Below are 19,573 nucleotides of genomic sequence, written 5' to 3'. Positions count from 1 at the left end.
AAGCGTTTTCGAGCGAAGTGGATACCGGTTCGCGTGAAGAAAACGCGTTGAAACAAAGATCTAGAGCAACTGAACGATCCAACTGGATCGGACCTTGCTTCTAGAGCGACGCGGTTGGCTCGAGATAAAGCAGGCGGTCTTCGCGATTGGTCGGATCGAGCAACGTGGCGTCTCCGGCCGGAGCGACTTCCGCATCATAGCCGAGCAGCTGCAGGACAGGATACGAGTTGCGAAGCCGCGTGAGCAATCCTTGCGGGTCGCGGCAGCGTCCGGGATTGAACTCGAGAATCATGCGCGGGCGCCAGCGCACGATCGTCTGGCTGAGACCGAGAGTGACGTCCTCTTCGGCGCCCTCTGTATCGATCTTGAGGAAATCCACGCGCGGCGCCTCCGCCAGGATCGCGTCGAGGCTGCGAACGGTTACGAGGTCGCCATCCGTCACGGCACTGTCGACGACGACGGTCGCATTCTTCGGCTCGCCGTCCGGCACCCACAACCGGCCCACGCCCTCTCCAGCGCCGGCGGCGGCCGTGATGACGGTGCTGCGGCTTGCAAACCCATTCAGCTCGAGGGACCGCGTCAGCATCTGCGCTGCCGCCGGGTTGGGCTCCACCGCGACCACGCTGCCCGATGGACCTACGAGATCGGCCATCAGCAGGGAGTAATAGCCAAAATTCGCTCCGACATCGACGACATGCATGCCGGTTTTGAGCGACCGGGCGAAGAACTGGGTGAGCCACATCTCCCAGTAGCCATCGAGCATCAGATGGGCGGCAAAGCCGCGGTCGCGGGGGTCGAGAAAGGCCTTGTATCGTCCCAGGATGCGCGCCAGCACGATGTGATCGCCGAGATAGGCTGTCTGGGTCGCTGCCCGGCAGGCGCGCTCGACATGATAGCGGTCACGATCGCACAGATCTGCAAGCGAGAGGATCGCTCCGGGCAGAATAGGCGTCGAGGCTGGATGCGGGGGCAACGCCATGTTCGTCAGCTTTTCCATAGCTCGAACGCAAATCTCATCGTAAGGCCACTCGGCCTGCAGCTGTTGTTACGGCGAGAACCGACTCTGTGGCGATGCCCCAAGCACGCAACGCTCCAGCACGTGACCGGCGCGTGCATCGGCTTCGGAGGTGGCGTTGTCAAGGACAAGGTCGGGCGTGTCCGCCGTCGGCGTTCTTGAGACCATTTAGGATTCTTGGACAGTGAGCGACGGCCTTGCAGATCAAGCGAGTTCGTCTCCAAGGCGGAGCAAGCCTGAGATTTTTGCTCATGCGTTCAGCACATTCCCTGGTTCGAGGGGTGGCGACCGCTCCGGCGGATGGCTAGTCTTGGTCGCGCAAGAGCAGATTGCCTGAGGCAAATTCAGACCGTGACGCTTCTCATCGAGTTTCTCTCACTCTTTGCCATCGTCGTCGGCGCCATCGTGCTGGTCATGCTGCTGACCGGTCTGTTTTTTGAGATCATGAATGCGCGCCATCCCGAGCGGCGCATTCAGAAGGATCGCGTGAACAATCGCAAATGGCAGGAACTCAAGCAGGCGCCGGTGTCGATATTGACGCTGACAACCTGCTTCGTGTTCGGTCTCTTCGCCCAGCAGCAAGGCTGGACGATTGCGCCGCTCGAGCTCTCCTGGTGGTCGGGTCCGCTGATGCTGCTCGTTTCGGTTGTGCTGTACGATGCCTGGTTCTACTGGGTTCACCGCCTTCTGCACCGCAAGCCCTTCTATCGCTTCCATGCCCTGCACCATAAGAGCGTGGCGCCGACCGTCTGGAGCAATCATCATGAAAGCTTCCTCGAAGCTCTGCTAAACCAGGCCTATTACGCACTCGTCGTCTTCGTTCTGCCGATCCCCTGGCAGATACTGGTCTTGCAAAAGCTCTATGATCAGATCAGCGGCATGCTGGGCCATGCCGGTTACGAACACTTCGCGTCGCCTGCCGGACGCGCGCCCTGGCCGCTCGCGAGCACGGTGTTCCACGACCAGCATCATGGGACGTTCCGGTTCAACTTCGGACATACGTTTTCGTTTTGGGATCGCTGGATGGGCACCTTGCATCCGCGCTACGATGAAACGCTCAAGACCTTCGAGGCGGGGGAGGCGGCTGCGCCCTCGGAGCCTCAGCTGGGGCCGGAACGGCGCTGAGGGCGGCACGCTCGCAAACGTCCAGATGGCGAAATAATCCAAAGGGATCGTCGGCGGCGGTGGAGCTCCGGCTTAGCCTTGCCCTGGTTTAATTTGCCGGCAAATATGATGCTGCCTTCTGATAGCGGCGCGCGACATAGACAACTCCGCCTCCGGCCAGCTCGTTATAGAGGATCGAGCCCTTCGCTCCGGCGAACTCCGCGATGAAGCCCCGCATCAATCGCGCTTTTGCTATGCGCTCGCGCTTGCGCAGATCGGCCGCGTCGAGGGCGGCAACGACGCCGGCCGAAAGGTCCCGGTCTTCCTTCAACGTCAATCCCGATGCCGCGAGCTGGCGATCGAGCTCCGGAAGCGATGCCTTGCCGCGCATATCGGCGAAGGTGAACCAGCCGCCTGGGGAGAGCACCCTCCCGACCTCCTGCGCGAAGGCGGCGACGTTGCCGTAGCAATGCGAGGATTCGATGTTGACGACGATGTCCATCGAGCCGTCGGCGAAGGGCAGCTGCTCGGCGTCGCCCGTCTGGAAGGTGAGCGTCGGCGTGTCCCGGTTAAGCCGTTGCGCAAGGCGCACCGTCGTCGGTGAATAGTCGAGGCCGGTCACCGAGGCGGGCGCGTGATACAGTGCGATATAGCGTGCTCCGCCGCCGCGACCGGAGCCGACCTCGAGGACGCGCGAGCCAGTGACCGGCAGTCCTGAGACGGCCTGGTGATAAAGCCCGATGAAGGGGCGGTCGGGTTCGTCTCCGGGCTCTAGCGGAAACATCGCCTCGGCGGGCAGGAAGCCGTAATTCATGAAGCGCCAGTCGTCGTCCCGCCATGAGCGGGACAGCATGTTGTACAGGCGCCGCCAGAGCCATTTGCGACCCTTGGGGAAGGCGCCCCTGTCCATTGCTTCCAGCATGCCGGAGAATATGCGGCTCGCCATGACGGGCTCTCTCAGACAGCCGGATTTGCAGGCGTAGCCGCGCGCCCCGGCGGCATGTCGTTGGCGAGCCACTCCCGGCCCTTGCGCATGAGTTCGGCGTCGTCGCTGTTGCGCGGATCGAAGCCCGGCAGGTAGTAGCGCAGCACATTCGGCATGCAGCGCCGCCAGTAGCCGGGCGCGACCAGCGTCACCCAGATGAAGCGCAGCCAGAAGCGCAGCCCGGTCTTCACACCATCCGCCTTCGCATAGATCGGGACGTTCCTCAGGAAAAGGACGAGGAAGGGAAACAGAGTGGCGTTCATCCCCAGGACACGCACCAGGTAGCGCTGCCAGCGCGACATGTCGGGCGTAGCGGCTTTGAGGACGTCGAGCGCCACCGCCTTGTGTTCCAGCTCCTCCAGCGCATGCCACATCCACAGCCGCCGATAGGCCGGCGCCGCATTGTCCAGCAATTCCGGATGGCGGAGCGTCAGGCTCGATAGGGTGGCCGTCATGTGTTCGATCGCACAGGTGATCGCCAGCCGATGCAGCGGATTCTTGACCACCTCGAAGCCAAGGCGAATCGGCTTCTCCATCTTTTCCACGTCATAGCCGAGCGCGGTCATGGCCCGGTTGTATTCCTCGTGCTCGCGGGTGTGGAAGGCCTCCTGGATGGCATAGCCGTTGATCTCGGCGGCAAGCTCCCGGTCGGCGATCTTCGGCCCGTAATGTTTCAGCGAGCGGATGAAGAAGCGCTCGCCCTCCGGCAGGAAGATCGACAGGCCGTCGATCAGCACCGTCTTGATGATGTCGCCGTCCAGCCAGTGTCGCTGCGCGTTCTCGAGAATGCCGAAACGGATGTCGCGCGGGATGATGTCATCCGGATTGCCCATATGCGCCGACCCGTGCACGCCCGCCTCCGCCATGACACCTGTCCATCCACTCGAAAAAATGCGTCGTCCCTAACAGCCTCTAGCCCCGCGGGCCAGTCGACTGCGGAGCTTCATTCCGTCGCTCGTCGGGAGACCGCGCCAACATAGCGCCGGCGCAAAGCACGGCAAGCGCAGCATAGATCACGTCGCATTCGGACGGTTTCGTCCGAATGCGACGTGATCGTTTCTAAAAACTTAGAGCATTGCTCTTGCGAAAAACCGGTACCCACTTTTTCGCGCAATGCTCCAGGAACCAACGTTAGGAGGCCCCGAGACGCTGGCCGAGATAGGCCGCGAATTCCGCAACGGTCGGGTAGTCGTGAGTGACGCCCGGATAGAGCTCGATCCCCAGCCTCTGCTCCGTTTCCAGGACGAAATGGACAGCTGCAGCCGAATCCAGGCCCAGGCTGGCGAATGCCGTGGAGGGCAGAATCTCGCTCTCGTCGATGTCGAGCATCTCGGCCAGACATGTTTTGCAGAACTGCTCCGTTTCGGAATCCGATGGCATGAAGATCCTGTCAGCAAATGAATGAGGCCGGGTTCACGATCTCGACTGTGGTGGCCGGCGCGAAACGTCAATGCGAATCCGCCGGCTTATCGGCTGGCTGGTCGGCGCTGCTCCAGGGTTCCAGCTCCTCATCCAGCCAGCGCCGCTTGGTGAGGCTGCGCTGGATCTTGCCGCTGGTCGTCTTTGGCAGCGTTCCTGGTCGGATCAGCACGATCTTGTGCAGGGCGATGTCGTGGTTGTTCACCACGGCCGCCTGCACGGCGGACGTTACCTCGGCCTCCGCCAGCGAGTGCCGCTGCGTGCGCTCGATCTCCTGCACGACGACGATCTGCTCGTTGCCCGCATCATCGAGGATAGCAAAGGCCGCGCCATGGTCCCGCCGTAGCGATGGGTGGCTGGCCGCCACGGTTGCTTCGATGTCCTGCGGATAATGATTGACCCCTCTGATGATCATCACATCCTTCAGGCGCCCGACGACATAGAGTTCGCCATCGGCGTCGAGATGGCCGAGATCTCCGGTGCGCAGCCAGCAACCTGGCTGTGCTGGTGAACGTTCCGAATCCGTCTCGATGCGAGCACGAAAAGTCGCTTCGCTTTCAGCTGGCCGCTCCCAATAGCCGCAGGCGACCGACGAAGCTTGAAGCCAGATCTCGCCGATCTGTCCCGGCGGCAGCCGGCGCCTTGTGTCGGGATCGACGATGGCCAGAGACAAACCGGCCATGGCGGAACCGCAGCTCGCGATCCGGGAGATATCGCCTGGATGTTCGGGCGCTGCGATACAAGCGGCCTTCAAACCGCTGGCGCTGACCTCGCGAATGCGCGCTACGGCTCCGCGGTCCGCTGCGCTGACCAGCAGGGTGGCTTCGGCGAGGCCATAGGCCGGGCGCATGGCGCGAGCGTCGAAACCATAGGGCTCGAAGGTGGCGGCGAAGCGCTCGAGCGTCGCCGCACGCACTGGCTCGGCGCCGTTCAGGGCAATCTTCCAGCCGCTGAGATCGACGCCCTCCATCTGCTCCTGCCGAAAGCGATCGACGCATAAATCATAGGCGAAGTTGGGGGCGGCCGCGACCTCGGCACCATGTTCATGGACGGCCCGCAGCCAGTTCAGCGGCCGGTGCATGAAGCCCGAAGGGGTCATCAGGACGCAAGGCGCGCCGAGATAGATCGGCTGCAGCAGGCTCATGATGAGGCCGAGGTCATGATAGAGCGGAATCCAGCTCACATGCGCCGAATCCGTGTGATTGCCGAGGCGCGCCCGCATCATCTCGAGATTGTCGAGCAGGTTTCGGTGGCTGACCATGACGCCCTTGGGCGTCGCAGTGGAGCCGGAGGTGTATTGCAGGAAGGCGAGCTCCGTGGTGCCGCGCAGCGGTCCTGGAGCAAGGGGCGGGTCCGGCGCCAGAGAGACCGGGAAATGGCGTATGCCGCGCTCGGTCAGGCGCTCCCGTAATGTGCCACGCGGGTCAGGGTCCGCAGCAAGGCTGAGCGCCAGGCGCGGCGTGCAGTCGGCCATGATGGCCGCACTGGCATCGTGATTCGCATTGCGGCGCGGCGGCATCATCGGCACCGCGACCACGCCGGCCATCAGGCAGGCGAAATAGGCGACGACGAATTCCAGGCAGGACGGAAAAATCAGCAAAGCCCGGTCTCCGGGCACGCTCTCGGCGGCCAATTGCTCCGCCAGGCACGCGGCCTGTGCATGGAGCCCGGCGAAGGTCAGGGATGGCCGCTCACCCGGTCGGTCGGAATAGACCGTTACCGCAGCCACATCGGGCCGTTGGACCGCCTGGTGCTGCAGCACCTCGGCAAGGGACGAAAATCCGCGCATCTCACCCAGTCTTGAAAGGAAATATTGTCGGCTGCCGAGGGGGCGGGGTTTTACGATCGGCCTCCGCGGAGCCGTCCAGGATGGCTCGCGGCACGCGATTGGCATGTAAAAGGAGGCTGGTCGAGTGAAGCTTGTCGGGATCGGTGGTCAACATAGACAAGCTTCTGATCGCCCGCTGCATGCGCTTGCAAGTGATGTTAGACGACATGCGGTTGCAGGATCAAATCTGGCGGAACGGGCGATGGGCGTGACGGCGGCAGCCGGAATGACGCAAGAGGCACAGCAGGAATATCGGTCTGCCGATGCACGGCCGCTGCTTCCCTTGATGGAAGTGCGTGAGCCGGCGCGACGCTGGGCCAATGGCACCGTTTCGGTCCTCCTGTTGATACCGGCGCAGGCATTTCTCTATGGCCCGTTCCTGCGGCTTTCGCAGGGGCGGTATCGCATCTCCTTCCGCTGTGGGGTGCGGATGCCGTTGCAGGGTGATCACCCTGCGCTCGGCCTCGAAGTCGTCGCGCAAAACCGGATCTTGCGCGCCTGGCGCGATTTCACCGCAGCGGATCTGCGCAGTGGCGAGCAGAGTGTGACGTTCGACGTGCCGTTGGAGCTGAGCATTGAGGGCGGGGCCGATGCACCCTTCGAATTCCGCTTCACCCATTTCGGAAACGCCTGGTTGACGATGCGCGACGTCACGCTGCACAGCGAGGCGTCGGGCGACCCCGCAGACAGCCTGCCGGCGGCGATCGAGGCTTGGCGGCTGCTGGGGCGGCTGCGCACCTTGCCGCGCTCCGGTGGTGTGAGCCTGTCTCCGGTCTCGATCAGTCGGCTGAAGCTCGGCCGCAGCTCGGGGATATTGCGGCTTCCGGTGGGGACTTATCGCGTCGATCTGGCCTGCGACCTCAAGGGGGCCCGGCGCCAGGCGGACCCGGCTCTCGAAATCGCCGTCAAGACGCGCGACGGCACCTCGCTCGGCCTTGGCAGGTTCAACGCGGACGATCTCGCGAAAGGTCATGTCTCGTTCACGTTCGGCGTGCCGATGGATCTGAGCATGGATGTCGGTGTCCCGCGCACGATCGATTTCCGGATACGGCATTTCCGCAATGCCTCGCTCCTGCTGAGATCGCTCGACCTGCGCAGGCTGTCCCCGCAGGTCGTGGCGCCTTCCATGTCAGAGCGGGATCAGCCGCGGCCCGTGCGCCATCCGACGAGGAAGCGGATCGTCATCTTCGGCAATTGCCAGGGTAACCTGCTGACCGAGGCGCTGCGCAGCCATTCCGGCTTCTCACGCCAGTTCTCGGTGAAACACCACTACATGGAGTTGCCGGCCAATCTGCACGAGCAGGGAAAGCGCGACCTGGAAGAGTGCGACATGCTGCTGATCCAGGACATCAGGGAATGGGAGCAGTATCCGTTGCGCGACCATGTGCCGGAACAGTTGCCGACCTTGCGTTACCCATGCGTTCGCTTTGCCTCGCTCTGGCCCTTCGATGCCTTCAACGGGCCGGACGACAAGCTGGCGCGCAATCGCGATCTCCCGAATTTCGAGTTCACCTATTTCGACGGGTTGCTGGCGCGCCTGCGAAGGGAAATTCCCGATCACGAACGCCGCTTCAAGGCCTATGAGTCGCTGCAGATCGAACGGGTCATCGATTTCAAGCGCCTGCACATGTTCGAGGAGCGCCGCCTGGAGGAAATGGACCGCAAATTCGCCGCCGGCATCGGGGCCTATATCCTCGAGAACTTCAGAAGCAGGCAGGTGTTCTACACGACAGCCCATCCGAATGGCGCGATCATGAAGATGTTGGCGAAGTACGTGACCCGAGAGCTCGGCCTCTCCCTGCATTTCTGGCTGCCGGGGTCGCTCGATTCGCTGCGCCGACTACAGGTTCCGGTCCACCCGAAGGTCGCGGCCGCCCTTGGAGTCAGATGGGCTGATGCCCAGAAGACATACCTTGTCCGCGGCGAGCGGGTTACCTGGGAGGACTATGTCCGGAAGTATATTTCCTATTATGGCTAGCTAGAGCGTTTTCGAGTGAAGTGGACACCGGTTCGCGTGAAGACAACGCGTTAAAACAGAGGCCTAGAGCAATTGAACGATCCGGTTGGATCGGAAACCGCTCTAGCGGCGCGGGCCTTTCGACGTAGTCTCTGCGCCACCGCCTTCCTCCCGAGCAAGCCTGCGAGCGTAGCTCACCAGGAAATAGACAAAGGTAACGAAATAGCCGGCGGTCATCAGGATCACGGTGATGTCACACCACGTCATCGCAATGCCAGCGACCACGAACAGAGGTGCGCCAAAAAAGAAGATCATCGTGTTCATCATGACGATGAGCAGCCGCGTCTCGGTCGGTCCCGTCCCGGCGAGCGAAACGTGGAATTCGCCGGAAACGCAGGCGCGCACGAGCGAGTAGATCGACAAGGCGTGGTAGCCCGCCATCGCGAGCAGCGCTGCGTCCATGCGAACATAGGCCGTCAGCCCCATTCCCACGCAGATCAGGACATTGCCGATCACGTCGACCGTCTGATCGAGAAAATATCCGTATCTCGGCCGCTCGATCTTCCTGAAACGCGCAAGGCTGCCGTCGAGTGAATCGCCGAGCCAGTGAAACACCAGGCCAAGCGAGGCCAACCAGAGAAAGGTGGGGGACCAGGCTGTCAGCGCATAGCCGACGAAGGTCACCAAGGCCCCAAAGATACCAAAGGCCGTCAGGCCGTCAGGGGTGACACGCGCAGGAATGCGCCTGACGAGCCAGGCCAACGCCTGCCGCTCGACACCGCTTACAAGGCTGTTATTGATCCGAATCAATGATGCCTGCTGTGTTGGCGGAAATATCCAAGCCACCTATCCCCGAGCATGGCGGCCGTTTCAAGGGTGTCGTGCTGCGCACGAACCACGACGACTATGCTGCAGCTGACGCCCCCGTTCCTGAGACGCGATCCGCATCGCCCCCGACCCCGCTCTGCCCCCTGTAAGCTAGGACCGCACTGTGCCGATCGCCTATGATGCGACACGATTATTCCTCGGGCCGTTGTCGCTGACCCCCCGCGGGATCGACCGGGTGGAGCTGGCTTATGCACGCCATTTCTTCCAGGATTCGAGCGAAGAGTGCTGCGCTTTGCTTCCGACGGCCTGGGGTGTCCGGGCGTTTCCACGGGAGCGCGTTCTGCGCGGATTGACCCGGCTGGAGGAACTCTGGTCCGAAAACAAGCGGCATGACGAGGACGAAGCCTGGAGGCATCTGAAGCTGCGCCTGCAAGGCCAGGCGGTTCCCTTGCGGCGGCCTCCAGGCAGTTCCCTTGCTCTCGCGCAAAGGATGACGTCGTTGCTGCGGGCGACAGGGTTTGGATGGGGCGACAGCGTCGTCGACGCGCTCAAGCCCGGTACGGTCTATGTCAATGTCGGGCAGATCGGGCTCGCATTTCCGCTCCTGCTGCGCTGGCTGGACCGCCGTCCTGACATTCGGCCGATCTTCATGCTGCATGACGTGATCCCGCTGGAAACGCCGGAATACGTGTCGGCGACCGCGGCGAAGGGGCACTCTGCCATGGTTGACCAAACGGCGCGGCGCGCTGCGGGCGTGATCGTGACGACCCGCACCGCGCAGGTTGCCGTCCAAACGGAGCTGGGCCGCCGGGGAGCGCACGCGCTGCCGACGCTTGCGCTGCCATTGCCTGTGCCGGCGCTGTTCCGCGAGCCGCCTGACCCAGAGCCCGCATTTGCCGGTATTGCTTACTTCGTGGTGTGCGGAGCCATCGAGCCGCGCAAGAACCACGCATTGCTGCTCGAGGTCTGGAAGCGTCTCCATCGCAAGCTTGGACCAGCAACGCCTCATCTGGTCGTTGCAGGGGCCGCTGGCTGGCAGGGACAGCAGATTCGCGACGGAATGCAGCGTTCGGGCGCAGTCAGCGCGCATATTCACATCGTCAGCGGCCTCTCGACGCCAGCGTTAAAGCGCCTGATCAGCGGCGCCCGTGCCTTGCTCATGCCCTCCTTCATCGAGGGATTCGGCCTGCCGGTCGTCGAGGCCGCCTCGCTCGGTACGCCCGTCGTGGCCTCAGACATCCCCGCGCATCGCGAAGTGGCCCATCCCGCGACGGTTTTCGTCGATCCGATCGACGGTCCTGGCTGGGAAAAGGCAGTTCTGCGCTTCCTGGATGACGACGCGGCGCCGATACGCCTCTCCCGGGAGTTTTCTCCTTACACATGGAGCGAGTATTTCGCGTCTCTCTCGTCATTCATTCAAAGGATTGAGAGGGAAGGTCGACCCTAGCTGGCATTGTCGTCCGTGAAGAAAACGACCGGTTGAGAGAGGCCCTTTTTCGCGGATTGTCATTGGCCGATGTTTTGCTTATCGGTCAGTTTAACGGCTGGTCAATGTCGGGACGGGAGCGACCGATCGGTTGCGATTGAGAGAGACGTCAGGACAGCTCGGTAACTTCATGCCTCGTTCAATCCAGTCGCCTGCCGAAGAGGTCGCCATTATCGGCGCCTCCTGTATACTTCCGGGAGCGAAATCTCTCGACCAATTCTGGAAGATATTACTGGCAGAACGTAATGTGATCTCACCGCGTCCCCATGGGCGGTGGAACGTCGAACGCTTCCTGAGACCTGGCAAGCCGACCTCCGGTTTCTCCTATACGTTTGCGGGGGGCTATATCGACGACGCCTTTGCGTTCGATCCCAGCCCTTTTGGTATTTCGCCGCGAGAGGCGCAGCAGATGGATCCGCAGCAGCGCCTGCTGCTCTGCGCGACATGGCGGGCGCTTGAGGATGCCGGTTTGCCGCCCTCGTCCCTGGCTGGCCAGAATGTGGGCGTGTATGTCGGTGCATCGGCCGCCGATTATCAAAGTGTGGGGGCGTTCGATCCGGCGGTGATCGGCAGCCACTTCATGACTGGCAATGCCCTGTCGATCCTCGCAAACAGGGTATCTTATGTCTTCGATCTGAAGGGGCCGAGCTTCACCGTCGATACGGCATGCTCGTCCTCCTTCGTCGCGCTTGCACAGGCGATGGCCGCGCTGCGCGCCGGCGATGTCGAGATGGCGATCGTCGGCGGCGTGAATATGCTGCTTTCGCCGGTGCCGTTCATCGGCTTTTCGCAGGCGCGCATGCTGTCGCCGACCGGGCTCTGCCGGCCGTTTTCCGACGAGGCTGACGGCTATGTTCGCTCAGAGGGTGCGGTTGTTCTGGTTCTGCAGCGCCTGTCCGACGCATCCGTGCCGGGCCGGCGTGTGCGCAGCATCGTCGTGGCGGCCGCGACAAACTCCGATGGTCGTACGAACGGCATTTCGCTGCCCTCGCAGCAATCGCAGCAGCAGCTCATCGAGAATGTCTATGCGGCCGCGCAGATAGACCCTGAAAACCTGGCCTTCGTCGAGGCGCATGGGACCGGAACGAAGATCGGCGACCCCATCGAAGCTGCCGCGATAGGCGAGGCGCTGGGGAAACGGCGTTCTGCCCCCCTGCCGATCGGCTCGGTCAAGTCCAATATCGGCCACCTGGAAGCGGCCTCGGGGCTAGCGGCGCTTTTGAAGGCCAGCATGGCGCTCGAGCACGGCGTGGTGCCACGGTCCTTGTTTGCCGGTAGCCGGCATAGCGCAATCGATTTCGAGGGGCTGAACCTCACGCCGGTCACCGGCGCGCTGCCGGTGTCAGCCCGCGACGGCAGCATTTTCGCTGGCGTCTGCAATTACGGCTTCGGGGGCACCAACGGTCATGCGATCCTTCGTTCGGCCTCTGTGGCGAAGGTCATCGCGGCGCGACCGCTGCCGAAACGCGAGGCCGAAGTGCTACTCGTCTCGGCAAGCACTGCGGAGGGCTTGCAGCTCCGTGCGCACCAGATTGCGGGGGGCCTTGCTTCGGAGCTCAAGGCGCCGCAGGTTGCGACTGCTCTCGCTTATCAGCACGAACTCATGCCGCACCGGCTGGCAATCCCGCTCTCGCCTTTGGGTGACGCGACGCGCGACGCTGCCGACGTCCTTCGCGCCTTCGGCGCGGGGATACTGCAGCAAAGTCGAGCCTCCAGCGCGATCGTCCATGGCATGCCGCGCCGCGCAATCTTCGTCTTCAGCGGCAATGGCGGGCAATACCCGCAGATGGGCAGGCTCGCCTATCAGAGCAACGCGGCCTTCCGGCAGGAGATCGACGAGATCGACCGCCTCTACCAACCCCTTGCAGGCTGGTCGATCGCGGAGCGTCTCCGCGATGGCGTCTCAGTGGAGCAACTCGAGCAGACCTCTGTCGCCCAGCCATTGATTTTCGCCGTCCAGTCGGCCCTGTCGGCCGTTCTCAAGCAGTATGGCGTCGAGTCTCTGGCGGTGATCGGGCACAGCGTCGGAGAGATCGCCGCGGCCGAGTGCTGCGGCTTCGTCTCCAGAGCCGATGCGCTCCGCATCCTGCAGATCAGGAGCGAGCACCAGGAATTCGTGCGCGGCATGGGGCGCATGCTGGTGCTGGCGGCCGATCCGGCTTCGGTTCAGGATCTGATCGACGGGGCAGGCGCATCCGCCGTCGACTTCGCCGCCTATAACAGTGCGGCCTCGGTCACCGTCTCAGGCCCTGCCGATCAGATTGCCGCCATCGCCCGATTGGCGCGACAGCGCCGGGTAGCGAGCGTGCTGCTGAATGTCGACTATCCCTTCCATTCCAGAGCGCTCGACGGCGTGGAGGCGAAAGTCGTCGCGGATCTGTCGGGCTTTGCCGCGTCCGTAGCGAATACACCGCTCTACTCGACCGTGACCGGTCGGTCCCTGGCTCATGACGAGCTCGATGCCCGCTATTGGTGGGACAATATCCGCCGTCCCGTTCGTTTCGTCGAAGCGGTGGAAGCCGCTTTGGCGGCATACCCCGAGGCGGCCGTCATGGAGCTGGCGCCACGCGCAATCCTGCTCGGGCCGATCTCGGATATATTGCGGGCGCGGGACGCGCAGAACCCGCTGTTGCAGACATTGTCGGCGAGCGATCCGGAAGCGCAGGATCCGATCCGGGGGATCGCAGCGCGGATCGCGGCCCATGGGCTGCAGCACGACACGGCGGCCGTCTTCGGCGATGCGCCTCGCGGCATCGAGCCCTTGCTGCCCTATCCTTTCCAGATGGGGGAGTATCGCTTCGAGGCGACTTCGGAGGCCCTGAGCGCCCATGGCCGCCTGATCGCGAGCGAGCCGCTGCATCCGCTCCTCGGCGCTCGCCTGTCGGATGGCTCTCTCGAATGGCGCAACCTGCTTGATCCGATTCTGCTGCCTTACCTCGACGATCACAGGGTCGATGGCGGGGTCGTCCTGCCTGCTGCCGCGCTGATCGAGATGGCGTTGGCTGCCGGCGCCGACATGATGGGATCGGTCCCGCTCGAGCTCGGCGAGTTCGACATCACCAGGGCGATGACCTTTGGCGATGACGAGACCCGCGAGGTTTCGACCCGCTATTTCGGGCATACCGAAACCGTCGAGATCTGGAGCAGGCGGCGCTTCGCAGGCAATGACTGGCTCCTGCACGCCCGCGGAACGCTCCGGCGTGTGCCAGGCTTCGCCGGGACACAGCAGCCTCAGATTCCGAAAGTCGTGGAACCCATCCACAGCGAGGCGGCGGAAATCTATGCGGCGGCCGAGCGCGCTGGCCTGGGTTACGGACCGCGGTTCCGCGTCGTCGCCTCCACGCATCGGGACGAGACCGTCGGCGAAAGCCGCTTGATCGTTCCGGCAGGTGGCGTCGGCGCCTATGACGACCTGCATGTTCTTCATCCGATTTCGCTGGATGGGAGCTTTCACGGCCTGTTCCTGGCGCGTCCTCAGCGGGACGGCGAACGCAAGGCCTATCTGCCGATCCGGTTCCGGCAGATCCGCGTCTGGAAGCCGGGGACGGCGATAACGCATTCGGTGACGAAGCTGCTGCGGGAAACGGAGCGCTTCAAGACCCTCTCGGTGGCTCTGCTCGACACGGACGGCGCCCTCGTCGCCTCCATCGAGGAGGCGGTCTTCCGCTCGGTGCACCTGGTCAAGCCATTCATGGCGGAACGGACCTTTCGGGACGAAAGCATCGCGATCGGCGCGCTTTCGCTGCCTGCGGCCAAGATCGTTGGAGAAGACGAGGGCACGAGCCGGTCGGAAGAAATCCGGCAGGTCGGCCTGCTGCTCAAGGCTTTCTCCGTATCCTTGGCGTGGACGCTCTGCCAGGAGTTGCTGCCGGCCGGCGGGGACAACAGCTTTGAGGGTATAGCGGCCGATCGCACCATAGTGCTGGCGGCTCAGGCTCTCCTTGGAATGGCGCGCGATATTCTGGCGATGGCTGGCGGCCTGGACAGCACGGTCGGCGGAACCCGCCTGTCGCAGGTCTTCGCCATGCCGTCCCCGGAGGTGATCCTCGGCACGCTGCTGCAGCGCTTCCCCCGTGCGAACCGGGAGATACGGCTGGCGGCGCAGGCGCTGAGCGAGGCCGGGGCGTTCCTGCGGACAGGCAAGCCAGGGCCAAGGTCTTCCAGCTTTGCCTACGACCAGTGGAGCCTGTGCACCATCTCGGTCCCGTTGCGTCGCACGGTTGCAGGCGCGCTCGCAGCGTGGACGGCGTCAGCTCCGCGAAAGCTACGGGTTCTCGTGGCTGGCGACTGGAACGGTGGTCTGACCGAAGCCTTGGTCGGGTTGGTGCAGCAGGGCAGGATTTCCGTGACGCTCGCCGTCGCGAACGCAGCAAGGGCCGAAGAGCAACGACACTGGCCCGGAGTTGGCAGTCTCTTCGATATTCTCGTTCTCGACGGTAGCGATAAGAGAGTCTTCGCGGGTTTCGACGCCCTGATCGGCTTCAGCATGCCGCTCTCGCCGTTCCACGCGACGAATGATGCGGCAGTGAGTGGCGCACTCGGCCTTCTGACCGAAGCTGCGCCGATCCTGCTCGCGGAGCCCAGCGACGATGTGTACCTGGCATTCCTGCTTGGTGCCTCGACCCCTGCTGTCTGGCAGGATCGGGAGGGGCCCAGTCGCGCTGCTCCAGATAGGCTTCAGCAGCGTCTCGAGGCGGCCCGGGCCACCGAGATCGTAACGCAGCAGACCGGCGAGGGGGGCCTCAATCTGGCCAGCGCTCGCGCGGGCCGCCGCGAGGCTCCCGAGGCGAAACCAGATCACATCGCGATCGTGGCCGAGCCGGCCAGCGGCGATCTGCGTGCCCGATACGGGTTGGTGACGGCAGAAGTCTTTGACCGGGACCAGCTCGACGCGCTGGGCTCCTGGCTCGTTGCGCTGCCGGCGGGCGAGCCTGCGACGATCGTGGTTGCGCCGGAGGCGCCCGATACGACGCCCTGCGGCAGGCTTGCCGCCCGCATCGAGGCGTTGGCCGCGCTGTTGAAGCTTCTGGGCGGTGTCGAACGCCCCTGCCGAATGATCGTCCTGACCGAGGCCGCACGCGTCGGCACGATGGACCATGCCGGCGAGGATGCCGGCGTCTGGGCGTTCATGCGTGTCGCGATCAATGAGTTTCCGGAGATCGATCTGCGGCTGGTCGATGTCGAAAGCGCCTCAGCGGCCGCGCGCGTTAGCGAGATCCTGTCCTTCGATGACACTGAGCGTGAATTGCGGATTACGACGACCGGTATCGAGGTCAACCGCATCAGGCGCGGCATGGTCAGTGACACGCCCCTTCGCCAGGACGAGCGCGCGGTCCTGCACTTCGCCGACGGCGTGGGGCTGGACGGCTTCGAGTGGCACAGGCGGCCTCGCCTTGCGCCCGCGGACGGTGAGATCGAGGTCGAGGTCGTTGCCGCAGGCCTGAACTACCGCGACGTGATGGTCGGACTGGGCGTTCTGGACGACGATCTGCTCGGCGCCGGATTGACGCGCGCCGCGCTCGGCTTCGAATGCTCGGGGCGGGTCGTGCGGGTCGGGCCCGGAGTGACGCAGCACCGCCCGGGCGATGCGGTGATGGGCTTTGCTGCAGGCGCCTTCGCTTCGCACATCGTCTGCCCGGACTGGCATTTCTTCCCTGTTCCCGACACGCTCGATCTGGAGGCGGCGGCGACGATCCCCGTCGTCTTCGCCACTGCCTGGTACGCCCTTGTGGAGCGGGGCCATATTCGCCCGGGGGACGACGTGCTGGTGCATGGCGCGGCCGGCGGAGTTGGCCTTGCAGCCATCCAGATCGCCAAGCTGCATCAGGCGCGGGTTCTCGGAACGGCAAGCAACGAAGCGCGCCGCGCCATCGCCAAGGCCGCCGGCGCGGATCAGGTTTTTGATTCGCGGCAAGAGCGGTTCGCAGGCGCCATCCGAGAGCATGTCGGCAGCGTCGATGTCGTGCTCAATTCCTTGGCCGGCTCCGCCATGCAGGCCAGCTTCAAGCTGCTGAAGCCGTTCGGCCGCTTTCTCGAACTCGGCAAGCGCGATTTCCTGGACAATACGCAGCTTGCGCTGCGGCCCTTCCTGCGCAACATCGCCTATAGCGGCATCGATCTGGATGAATTGCTCGCCGCCGATCCAGGTCTGGTTCGCGCGATGATGTCGAAGCTTTCCGAGGCGTTCCGAAGCGGCGCCCTGCGGCCGCTCACCTATCGGAGCTTTGAATCCTACGAGGTCGGCGCGGCGTTCCGGAGCATGCAGGCCTCCGAGCATGTCGGCAAGATCGTTATCAGGCCGCCATCCGCGGCGCGCGCCGATATCGCCTCGTTGTCCTATAAGGTCCGCCCGGGCCTCTATGCCGTTGTCGGCGGGACAGCGGGTCTCGGCTTCGCGACGGCGCAATGGCTGGCACGGAAGGGGGCGTCGCATATCGCATTGCTGTCCCGGCGCGGAGTGGTCGAGGAGGCGCTGCTTCCGCTTCTGGCCGAGATGCGCGCGAGCGGCGCACAGGTCGTCGTCGAGGTGCTGGATGTCAGTGATGCCGCAGCGGTGCGAGAGGCCGTCACCCGGTTGACCGAGGCTCACGGCCCGCTCCGCGGCGTCGTTCACGCCGCCGTGCATCTCGATGACGGGCTGATCGCCAATCTCTCGCCCGAGCGCCTCCAGGCTGTGCTGCGCGCCAAGGTGGACGGCATCGTCAATCTCGACGAGGCGACCAGCGATCAGCCGCTCGATGTCTTCGTGGCCTATTCGTCGGCAACGACGCTGGTGGGCAGCCCGGGGCAGGCCGCGTATGTCGCAGCCAACGGTTTCCTCGAAGGCTTCATGCGCCGCCGCCGCGAACTCGGAAAGCCGGCTTTGGCGATAGGCTGGGGCGCGATTTCGGATGTCGGGATCATCGCTCGCGACAAGCAGCTCGGACAGCGCCTGCGCCGGACGACAGGCGTCGTCCCCATGCGCTCCTTCGAGGCGCTCGCGCATCTGGGGCGGCTGCTGAGCCTCGGCAACAGCATCGAGCCGGTGCAATTCCTGGCCGGCATTGCCCAGGGCGGCGGAGCCGAGAAGCTGGCCTTGCTGAGGAGCGCGGCTTTCATCGACCTGGGTTTTCTCGACAGCGAGGCCAGGCGTGGCCAGACGGAGGAGCTGGCTTCCGACCTGCATGGCAAGAGCCGGGAAGAGGCGATCGAGATCGTCACCGGTATCCTGCGGCGAGAGGTGGCGGAGATCCTGCGCATGGCGGAAAGTAAGATCGACCTCGCGCGCCCTCTCGCCGAGCTCGGCCTCGATTCGCTGATGGCGCTGGAACTCCATATGGCGCTCGAGACGGCGATCGGCGTGCAGATTGCGGTGGTCGGGGCCGGCGACCGCAACCTCGGCGACATGGCCGCCGCCATCGTGGGGCAGCTCAATCAGGCCCAGGATGAGGTTGAAGAACCCCAGGGCGAGAGCATGCAGTCGACGATCGTCAGGCTTGCGAGCGTTCATTCGACGATGGAATTGTCGCATGAGGAGGCAAGCCAGCTCGAGCAGATGGTTCGCAAGTCGAGCCGCGGTGTCGCACGATGACCACTGGCGACAGCAATCCATTGTCCGATGATGCGTTGGCGGATCTGCTGGCGCGGATGAGCGAGACCCCGAAGGCTGCCCCAGTGATCCCCGCACGCCCGAGCCGGCCGGAGAAGCAATACAGCGTCGCCTTCGAAGACCACCCGCTCTATCAGCAGATGAAATTCCAGCGCGGCTTCGCAGCCTTCGCCGGATTGCAAAGCCCGTATTATCGACAGCACGATGTTAGGGCCGGCGCGGTCTCCGTCATCGAAGGCAAACCCGTCGTCAACTTCGCCTCCTATGACTATCTGGGCCTCAACGGGCATCCCGAGATCACCCAGGCCATCGCGAAAGCCGCCGACGAGTTCGGCAGTTCGGTGTCCGCTAGCCGGATCAGCGCGGGCGAGCGCAGCGTCCATCGCGAATTGGAGCGGGCGATCGCGCGGAACTACGAGGCGCAGGACAGCATCGCCTTCGTGTCCGGCCATGCCGGGGCGGTCTCGACGATTGCGACCCTGCTCGGGCCGAAGGACCTCCTCGTCCATGATGCCCTCATCCACAATTGCGTCGTGGTCGGCGCGCAGCTCGCCGGCTGCACGCGACGGCTTTTCCCCCACAACGATCTCGACGCGCTCGAAGCGATGCTCGCTGCGGATCGCCGTCGCTTCGAGCGGGTGCTCATCGTCAGCGAGGGGTTGTTTTCGATGGATGGCGACGGGCCTGATCTCGGGCGTCTGATCGCCATCAAGCAGGACTTCTCCGCCTGGCTGATGATCGACGACGCTCATGGGCTCGGTGTCCTCGGGACGCGTGGACGCGGCGTCTTCGAGCATCAGCAGGTGGCGCCGGACGGGGTCGATCTCTGGCTCGGTACGCTCTCAAAGAGCCTCGTCAGCTGCGGCGGCTATGTTGCGGGCTGCGAGGCCGTGGTCGATCTGCTCAAGCATCAGGCGCCCGGCTTCGTTTACAGCGTGGGCATGCCGGCGCCGGCAGCCGTCGCCTCCACTGTGGCGCTTCGGCTGATGGAGCGTGAGCCGGAGCGTGTCGAGCGCCTGCAGCGCCAGTCGCAGCGCTTCCATGCGCGCGCCGTGGCAGCCGGGCTCGACACCGGCGCGAGTTGGGGCTTCGGCGTCATTCCGATCATCATCGGCGAGACGGTTGCGACCCTGGTCCTTGCCGAACGGCTGCTTGCCAAGGGGATCAACGCCTTCCCGATCGTGCCGCCAGGCGTTCCGGAGAAGGCCGCGAGGCTGCGCTTCTTCATCAATGCAACGCATAGCGACCAGCAGATCGACGATGCGGTCGATTATGTGGCGCAGGAAGTCGGCGCTCTCGCTGATGTCTCGCTGAAGGAGATCCTGCGCCGCTAGAGCCGGATGAAACCAGAGGCTTTTGGCTG

Annotated in this window: 11 protein-coding genes; 5 read left to right on the top strand and 6 right to left on the bottom strand. The window is 64.0% G+C overall.

The window, feature by feature from the left end; genetic code table 11:
- Positions 1-100: 100 nt before the first annotated feature.
- Positions 101-835, bottom strand: coding sequence for an FkbM family methyltransferase (locus BMZ97_RS13825; protein ID WP_175525557.1), 735 nt, complete (start codon positions 833-835; stop codon positions 101-103).
- Positions 836-1,366: 531 nt separating this feature from the next.
- On the opposite strand from BMZ97_RS13825, the gene BMZ97_RS13820 reads away from it, so the two are divergent.
- Positions 1,367-2,140: a sterol desaturase family protein gene (locus tag BMZ97_RS13820; protein ID WP_175525556.1), complete on the top strand. Its 774-nt coding sequence runs from the start codon at positions 1,367-1,369 to the stop codon at positions 2,138-2,140.
- 88 nt (positions 2,141-2,228) lie between these two features.
- Here BMZ97_RS13820 and BMZ97_RS13815 read toward each other — a convergent pair whose 3' ends face one another.
- From BMZ97_RS13815 to BMZ97_RS13800, 4 genes are all read right to left on the bottom strand, one after another.
- On the bottom strand, positions 2,229-3,065 hold the full coding sequence (locus BMZ97_RS13815) for a class I SAM-dependent methyltransferase (protein WP_092170221.1): 837 nt from the start codon (positions 3,063-3,065) through the stop codon (positions 2,229-2,231).
- 11 nt (positions 3,066-3,076) lie between these two features.
- The gene (locus BMZ97_RS13810; RefSeq protein WP_092170219.1) at positions 3,077-3,970 is read right to left on the bottom strand and encodes a metal-dependent hydrolase; all 894 of its coding nucleotides are present in this window, start codon (positions 3,968-3,970) and stop codon (positions 3,077-3,079) included.
- 265 nt (positions 3,971-4,235) lie between these two features.
- The gene (locus BMZ97_RS13805; RefSeq protein ID WP_092170216.1) at positions 4,236-4,484 is read right to left on the bottom strand and encodes an acyl carrier protein; all 249 of its coding nucleotides are present in this window, start codon (positions 4,482-4,484) and stop codon (positions 4,236-4,238) included.
- Between the two features lie 67 nt (positions 4,485-4,551).
- Positions 4,552-6,312 (bottom strand): fatty acyl-AMP ligase, encoded by a 1,761-nt coding sequence (locus BMZ97_RS13800; protein ID WP_092170213.1) that lies wholly within the window; start codon positions 6,310-6,312, stop codon positions 4,552-4,554.
- 241 nt (positions 6,313-6,553) lie between these two features.
- Between BMZ97_RS13800 and BMZ97_RS13795 the strand changes: the two genes are divergently transcribed.
- Positions 6,554-8,329, top strand: coding sequence for a WcbI family polysaccharide biosynthesis putative acetyltransferase (locus BMZ97_RS13795; protein WP_092170210.1), 1,776 nt, complete (start codon positions 6,554-6,556; stop codon positions 8,327-8,329).
- Positions 8,330-8,431: 102 nt separating this feature from the next.
- Here the strand turns inward: BMZ97_RS13795 and BMZ97_RS13790 are convergent, their stop codons facing one another.
- Positions 8,432-9,070 carry a CDP-alcohol phosphatidyltransferase family protein gene (locus BMZ97_RS13790; protein WP_175525555.1) on the bottom strand — a complete coding sequence of 213 codons (639 nt, stop codon included), beginning with the start codon at positions 9,068-9,070 and terminating at the stop codon, positions 8,432-8,434.
- A 229-nt stretch (positions 9,071-9,299) separates the two neighbouring features.
- Here BMZ97_RS13790 and BMZ97_RS13785 point away from each other — a divergent pair, with 229 nt between their 5' ends.
- From BMZ97_RS13785 to BMZ97_RS13775, 3 genes are all read left to right on the top strand, one after another.
- Positions 9,300-10,583, top strand: coding sequence for a glycosyltransferase family 4 protein (locus BMZ97_RS13785; protein ID WP_092170204.1), 1,284 nt, complete (start codon positions 9,300-9,302; stop codon positions 10,581-10,583).
- Positions 10,584-10,752: 169 nt separating this feature from the next.
- Entirely contained in the window at positions 10,753-18,192 is a 7,440-nt protein-coding gene (locus BMZ97_RS13780) for a type I polyketide synthase (protein ID WP_092170201.1), read from the top strand.
- Complete coding sequence (locus tag BMZ97_RS13775; RefSeq protein WP_092170199.1) at positions 18,189-19,544, top strand: aminotransferase class I/II-fold pyridoxal phosphate-dependent enzyme; 1,356 nt, start codon at positions 18,189-18,191, stop codon at positions 19,542-19,544. The genes BMZ97_RS13780 and BMZ97_RS13775 overlap by 4 nt, the downstream gene beginning before the upstream one ends.
- Positions 19,545-19,573: the final 29 nt, after the last annotated feature.

This window comes from Allobosea sp. OK403, from assembly GCF_900113835.1.
GTDB lineage: Bacteria > Pseudomonadota > Alphaproteobacteria > Rhizobiales > Beijerinckiaceae > Allobosea.
The sequence above is the reverse complement of the archived record's forward strand: the minus strand, read 5'-3'. Positions and strand labels throughout refer to the sequence as shown.